The following is a 6,014-nucleotide window of genomic DNA, read 5'->3' on the forward strand; positions in this document are numbered from 1 at the left end:
CAAATATTTTTTATATCTAATAGTATTGTAGCAATTGTATATACACTTGTAAATATAATAAACCTTAGGTAAAAACCTAAGGTTTGTTCGTAACTAAGACTTCATTTTTCCAATACTTATATAAATCTTGTTCTTCTTTAAATAAAGGTATCTCTATGTTTTTATGAAGCTTTACTAACCAAGGCAACTCTAGTCCTGCACTGTTAAGTTCTTCTTCATTTACAAAAACCTCTTCTGTACTTCCACATGCAGTTAGATTTCCTTTATTTAATACATATACATAGTCACATATTTCATAAATTAAATTCATATCATGACTTGATATGACTATTTTTATATTATGATTTTTTAGTCCTTTTATTATATCTACAATTAATCGAGTACTTACAGGATCTAAGCCAGCTGTAGGCTCATCTAGTAAGACAATTTCATTTTCCATAGCAATTACAGAAGCTATTGCTACCCTTTTCTTCTGGCCATAACTTAAAAAGTGTACAGGTTTATTTATAAAATCTATACCATTTACTGCTTTCAAAGCCTTTTCTATTCTTATCTTAATAGTAGCCTCATCTATTCCAAGATTCCTTAATGCAAAGGCTATATCATCGTAAACTTTGGAGTAAAATATTTGTTTTTCAGGATCTTGAAATACTATTCCTACATTTTTTCTAAGATTAAGCAAACCTTTTTTAGTGTATTTTATTTCCTTATCTTTAAAGTATATTTCTCCTTTACTTGGTTGTAATATACCCATCAAATTCATAAATAAAGTTGACTTTCCTGACCCATTAGAACCTATTATTCCAATAACATCACCTTTAGAAAAGTCCATATTTATATTATTTAAAGCTATTGCATTTTTTTCATATTGATATGTTAGGTTGTTTATTTTAAACATCGCTATCCCCTACTATGTGAAATTTTCCATCATATAATTTCATATCTAATGATATAGACATATCTTCATATCTTTTCATTAATCTTTTAAATAATAAATTGCCTAAAAGCCCTATTGATTTATATGATGTTTTTAAGTCTATATATCCAAATCTCAATTGCTGTGACTTTCTAATATCAGAAACCTCTTCTAAAAATATAAATATAAATCTATACACTAGCATAGTCAATTCTATTACTGTATCTGGTATATGTATTTTTTTTAGTAAAAATAATAATTGATTAAACGGAGTAGTTAATACAAAGAAGTACACACAAGTTAAGCATGACATAGATCTAAATAATATGTATGTTGATGTATTTAAAGATTCTTTTGATATTCCTACATACATATTAAAAATATTTATACTGTAAATTAGAGGCTTTGAATCAAAAGATATATTTATAAGATTTGCAATAATTCCTATAAATAAAAAATATATTGGTATTTTTAATAATTTCAAGTAATTTTTAAAATCTATTTTGGCTATACAAACTATAGAAATACTCATTAACACCATAATACAACTTAAGGCTACTATATTGTTAACTAACATAGATGCAATTAATAAAACCATACCTATTCCAACTTTTATCTGCGGCTTTAAATCAGTTAAATTATTTGTATATGCATACTTATCTATTAAAAGCATCTCTATTTTCTCCTCCTACTCCCCAAATAATATCCTATAATCCCTGCACCTAAAGCTGCTTGGACTGAAAATATTAAACTTTCGATTTCTCCACTTGGAGGTTCATATATACTACTAAACCACGGCTTATACTCCGGATTTATTTCATTTATTACATTTTGTGCCTTCCCATCTGCACCACCATATTCTGCACTTGAATTTAAAATTAAAGGTGCCACAATAATAAGCACTGCAATAATAAGAAGTACAATGTTATTTTTACTTATCTGTTTGATATTCATTTTCATCGTACCCAATTTCCCTTCCTTCTTTTTCTGTTATTAAATTATAAATCACAGTTGTAAGTATACCTTCTGCTATTGCAATTGGTATTTGGGTCATAAGGAAAACTCCTAAAAACTTTCCTATAGATGCAATAACACCGCCTGCTGGATCAGGAAAGGCTATAGCTAATTGTAATGCTGTAACTATATATGCAGCTATATCACCTAAAGCCGCACTTATAAATACACAAGTTCCAACTTTTATATTTCTCTTTTTTAAAAACTTAAATAGTAAAAAAGAAACTATCGGTCCTACTACCGCCATGGAAAATGCATTAGCTCCTAATGTTGTTATTCCTCCATGTGCTAAAAGTAAGGCTTGAAATAAAAGTACGATTGTTCCTAAAACTACCATTACACTTGGACCAAATAATATAGCCCCAAGTCCTACTCCTGTTGGATGAGAACAACTTCCTGTTAAAGAAGGTATCTTTAACGCTGACAGTACAAATACAAATGCACCACACAGAGCTAATAATACTTTCTTTTTAGGCTCTTCTTTAACGATCTTATTTATGGATTTTAGTCCTGTTAAAAAAAATGGTACAAATATAATACTCCATATAATAGACCATTTTAACGGTAAGAATCCTTCCATTATATGCATCGCATTTGATGTTACTGGATTTAATATAACAAACATAAATGCAGCAGCTAAAATTAATCTTAATTTTTTCATAAGAATCTCCTTTTTGTAAATAAAGATGTAATGCTTAAAATTTACTTTAACTAAGCGACGTATGGATAATCAAACACTTCGCTTAAGCGTAAAAAAGTCTAACCATTGGGTTAGACTTTTCTATATCAATACTAATTTATAAAATAAAGTATCTTAAGAAATTATCTTCCTCCCCGAAGAAATCACTTAAATACCTAGGCAGGTCTCCTGACTTGGCTTCACTTTACTCCTTTACCTTCCCATAGTATAACGTACTACAGTGGTTATAATTAAAGTTTCATCTGCCTTACAGTAGCGGGGGCTGTAGAGGATTTTAACCTCTTTCCCTATTAATCTTTATATAAGAACCTAAGATATTTATCTATTAATTTTTAATCTAGCGAAAAGGATGGATAAACCCTTACTATACTCTATTCTATGCGTTATCCTTTTATCCTTCTTTTTAATTTCTAATTACTTTTTTTAAATACATAGAAACTATTTCTGAAAATCTTTCAATTTCTTTTGTGTAAATAAAATCTTTTCCATAAATTAGTTTTTCTGCTTCTAATTCACTCTCTTTTCCTGTAAATACTCCAAGTACTAGTATGCCTTTCTTTCTAGCATTTCTAACTTCATTAGCAGTGTCTTTTACTCCGACCACTCCTCTATATGCAGTTTCCCCTCTAATAGTTCTTTCTCTATCTTTGCCTATCTTAACATCATTAGGTCTTCCATCACTTAATACTATTAAAATTTTATTTTCTTCATCTCTATTTAATAATTCTTCACTTGCAGCTTTTATGGCAAGTCCATCTCTATTATTTCCTGCACAAAAATATTCAAATATATTTTCACTTGTATGTATACTATCATCATAATCTTTAAATCGTTTCATAATAGTATAATCCATAAAACTTGAAAAACCCATTACCCTATTAGGTATATTTGCCATAGTCAAAGCCATTGCTATTATATAAGCTTGTGCTGCCACATTAGCTTGATTTCTACTTTGAGAGCCACTAGCATCTAGTAATATATCTATAATATATTTACCTTTTTCATTTACTATATCTCTATAGAATATTTTATTATTGCTACTTCTTGATACTCTCCAAGCTCTTTGGGCATATACACTTCCATAATCTGAATACACTCTACTAGTTTCACTTTCTTCTATTAAAATTCTGGATATATTATCCTTCAACTTAGTTATATTTCTTTTATGTATTTTATGTTTTTCTCTGTACTTACCAAGGTTGTTTTCTTTTTGTCTTGTTACATATTTTATTTGTGCCATATTACTACACTCACTTCTCAAGACTCCATCAGTAAAATGAATTCTACAACCTTCATGAACATTTCTACAATTTTTAGTTTCAATTTTTTTTATTTGACTTGAACTTAAATATGTTTTTCCATAATAATGTTCCATTTTTTTATAAATCTTATCTACAGTTTCTTCGTCTACATAGATTATTCTATTCGCCCCTTGTTGTTGTTCTTTTATCTCACATTCTCCTATACTTTCAACTAACATTGAAGATGAAATTTCATTTATTTCACTTTCTATATACTTATCTTCAACATCATTGTAAAGCTCTTCATACATAAAATCTGAAAATGTATCAAAATTTATATCTTCATTTCCTATATAGTCATTGTTTGAATGTTGATAATCAACATCGCTATTATGTGCACTATCTTGAAAGTATTTTAAGTATATATTATCTATTTCTTTTAAGATTTCTAACATATCACCTTGTACATCTATCTTTTTTATACTATTTATAATTCGCCTGCCATGCCCATCTATTGTTGGATGTTTTCCCATATTTTCTAAAACAATGACATATTTTATTTTTTCAACTACATCATCATTATAGATTTTAGTAAAAGTCGAAAGTATATCTTTATAAGCTTTTTGCCTTATTTCTTCTACTCCTGGTCTCTCCTCTATCACTTTACATTCTGTAATTCTATTAAAAACTATTTGAGCTAAGGTTGAAATTATTTTTAAATCATATCCATATTTAACTCTATTTACAAGATATTTTTTAACTGTCCCCCAGTCTACATACTTATGCATTGCACCTTCCATTATAGCAAAATACAACGCTACTTCCTTAGATGAGTAATCCTGTTTTAACACATTTACATTTTCTTCATATTTTCCTGATATAGTCCACGATAGATTATTTACTCTATTTTCAAATTCATAATCACTATATATCCATTTCATAGTTATCCCCTAATAATATAATTAGTTTCCATATTTTATTATCTATTTACTGTTTTGGAAATATATCTTTAGTTTGCCACTTGCTAGGTACTCTAGTTGTAACAATATCTCCAACAATTTCTTTTTCATAAATGTCAAAACTTTTGCTCGTTATACCCATATCAATCGCTAATTTTGGATTTAATCCTCTTCTTATTGTTTTTAAAGAACCAATTAATCCTCTTAAATCAATTGATTTGCTAGATATTTCTCCATTTTTAGATTTAAGTTGCAAATCTAAAAATATGCCAGCAAATTGATTTAGTTTTTCATCATCTGCATCTGGAAATTCATTTTTTAAAATCAACATAAGTTTGTCTTCTTCAACTGAAGGAATGTCTATAACCATAAATCTAGATACTAAAGCTTCATTTAATTCTTTAGTTCCTGCATATTCATAGTTCATAGTACCAATAAATCTAGTCGCTTCATGTAATTTAATTCTTTCATAACCTGGTACATCTATTACTCTTCTATGATCTAGTGCTGAATGTAGCACTGCAATAGCGTCATTTTTAGCCATATTTATTTCGTCAAATACGCCAATTCCTCCATTTATTGCACATTCATAAACAGACCCTCTTCTTAGTTTTACTTCGTTATCTATAAAAGTGTCTGTTCCTATTAAAGTTGTACTATCTGTATTTATGTGAAATGAGGTGTTCCATTGGGGTCTATTAAATATTTCTGATAAGTTATCCGCTAACAAGTTTTTGCCTGTAGCTTTTGGTCCTGATAATAGTATGTTTTGTTCTTCTAAAATAGAAGATATACACATTGAGATTATGTCTTTTCCATAAAAATACATATTAGATTTGCTTACTCTATATTCTAAATCACTTTGTAGTTCATAATATTTTCTAAAATATAACACATCTTGTATAAGTTGTTCACTTACACCTTGTTTTCTTAAATTTTCTATTATGTACATAGATATCTCCCTTTTATAGTTAATATAATACAACTATATTTTACCATAAAATTCCTAATATCGATTTACTTTTAATAATTCTTTTTTGAACGCAAAAAAAGATTAAGTGGCTACGTCTTACTCTCCCAGGAGGTTGCCCCCCAAGTACCATCAGCGCTAAAGAGCTTAACTTCTGTGTTCGGAATGGGAACAGGTGTATCCTCTTTGCTATAATAACCACATAATCTTTATT

At 28.6% G+C, this 6,014-nt stretch carries 6 protein-coding genes, 1 rRNA gene and 1 riboswitch; all 7 genes read right to left on the reverse strand.

Annotated features, from left to right (window positions below; genetic code table 11):
• Positions 1-76 precede the first annotated feature (76 nt).
• Positions 77-898, reverse strand: coding sequence for an energy-coupling factor ABC transporter ATP-binding protein (locus tag ACRC03_RS05860; protein WP_438651623.1), 822 nt, complete (start codon positions 896-898; stop codon positions 77-79).
• Positions 891-1,589 (reverse strand): cobalt ECF transporter T component CbiQ, encoded by a 699-nt coding sequence (gene cbiQ, locus ACRC03_RS05865; RefSeq protein ID WP_438651624.1) that lies wholly within the window; start codon positions 1,587-1,589, stop codon positions 891-893. Before cbiQ ends, ACRC03_RS05860 begins: the two co-directional genes overlap by 8 nt.
• Before the next feature lie 2 nt (positions 1,590-1,591).
• A complete protein-coding gene (locus tag ACRC03_RS05870) occupies positions 1,592-1,870 on the reverse strand; it encodes an energy-coupling factor ABC transporter substrate-binding protein (RefSeq protein WP_438651625.1) in 279 nt (92 codons plus the stop codon).
• A complete protein-coding gene (locus ACRC03_RS05875) occupies positions 1,848-2,591 on the reverse strand; it encodes an energy-coupling factor ABC transporter permease (RefSeq protein ID WP_438651626.1) in 744 nt (247 codons plus the stop codon). The genes ACRC03_RS05870 and ACRC03_RS05875 overlap by 23 nt, the downstream gene beginning before the upstream one ends.
• Positions 2,592-2,771: 180 nt before the next feature.
• A riboswitch (cobalamin riboswitch) is annotated at positions 2,772-2,958 on the reverse strand.
• Between the two features lie 75 nt (positions 2,959-3,033).
• Positions 3,034-4,812, reverse strand: a complete 1,779-nt coding sequence (locus tag ACRC03_RS05880) for a nitric oxide reductase activation-like protein (RefSeq protein WP_438651627.1) — start codon at positions 4,810-4,812, stop codon at positions 3,034-3,036.
• 46 nt (positions 4,813-4,858) lie between these two features.
• The gene (locus ACRC03_RS05885) at positions 4,859-5,782 is read right to left on the reverse strand and encodes an AAA family ATPase (protein ID WP_438651628.1); all 924 of its coding nucleotides are present in this window, start codon (positions 5,780-5,782) and stop codon (positions 4,859-4,861) included.
• 104 nt (positions 5,783-5,886) lie between these two features.
• Positions 5,887-6,003: ribosomal RNA gene (rrf, locus tag ACRC03_RS05890) — 5S ribosomal RNA — on the reverse strand.
• Between the last annotated feature and the right edge of the window lie 11 nt (positions 6,004-6,014).

Source organism: Romboutsia sp. (assembly GCF_051659545.1).
In the GTDB taxonomy this organism is placed as follows: Bacteria; Bacillota; Clostridia; order Peptostreptococcales; family Peptostreptococcaceae; genus JBOFOR01.

Coding starts and splice junctions, on each gene's coding strand:
- ACRC03_RS05860 (WP_438651623.1), bottom strand. CDS start 898: ATGTTTAAAATAAACAACCTAACATATCAATATGAAAAAAATGCAATA.
- cbiQ (WP_438651624.1), bottom strand. CDS start 1,589: ATGCTTTTAATAGATAAGTATGCATATACAAATAATTTAACTGATTTA.
- ACRC03_RS05870 (WP_438651625.1), bottom strand. CDS start 1,870: ATGAATATCAAACAGATAAGTAAAAATAACATTGTACTTCTTATTATT.
- ACRC03_RS05875 (WP_438651626.1), bottom strand. CDS start 2,591: ATGAAAAAATTAAGATTAATTTTAGCTGCTGCATTTATGTTTGTTATA.
- ACRC03_RS05880 (WP_438651627.1), bottom strand. CDS start 4,812: ATGAAATGGATATATAGTGATTATGAATTTGAAAATAGAGTAAATAAT.
- ACRC03_RS05885 (WP_438651628.1), bottom strand. CDS start 5,782: ATGTACATAATAGAAAATTTAAGAAAACAAGGTGTAAGTGAACAACTT.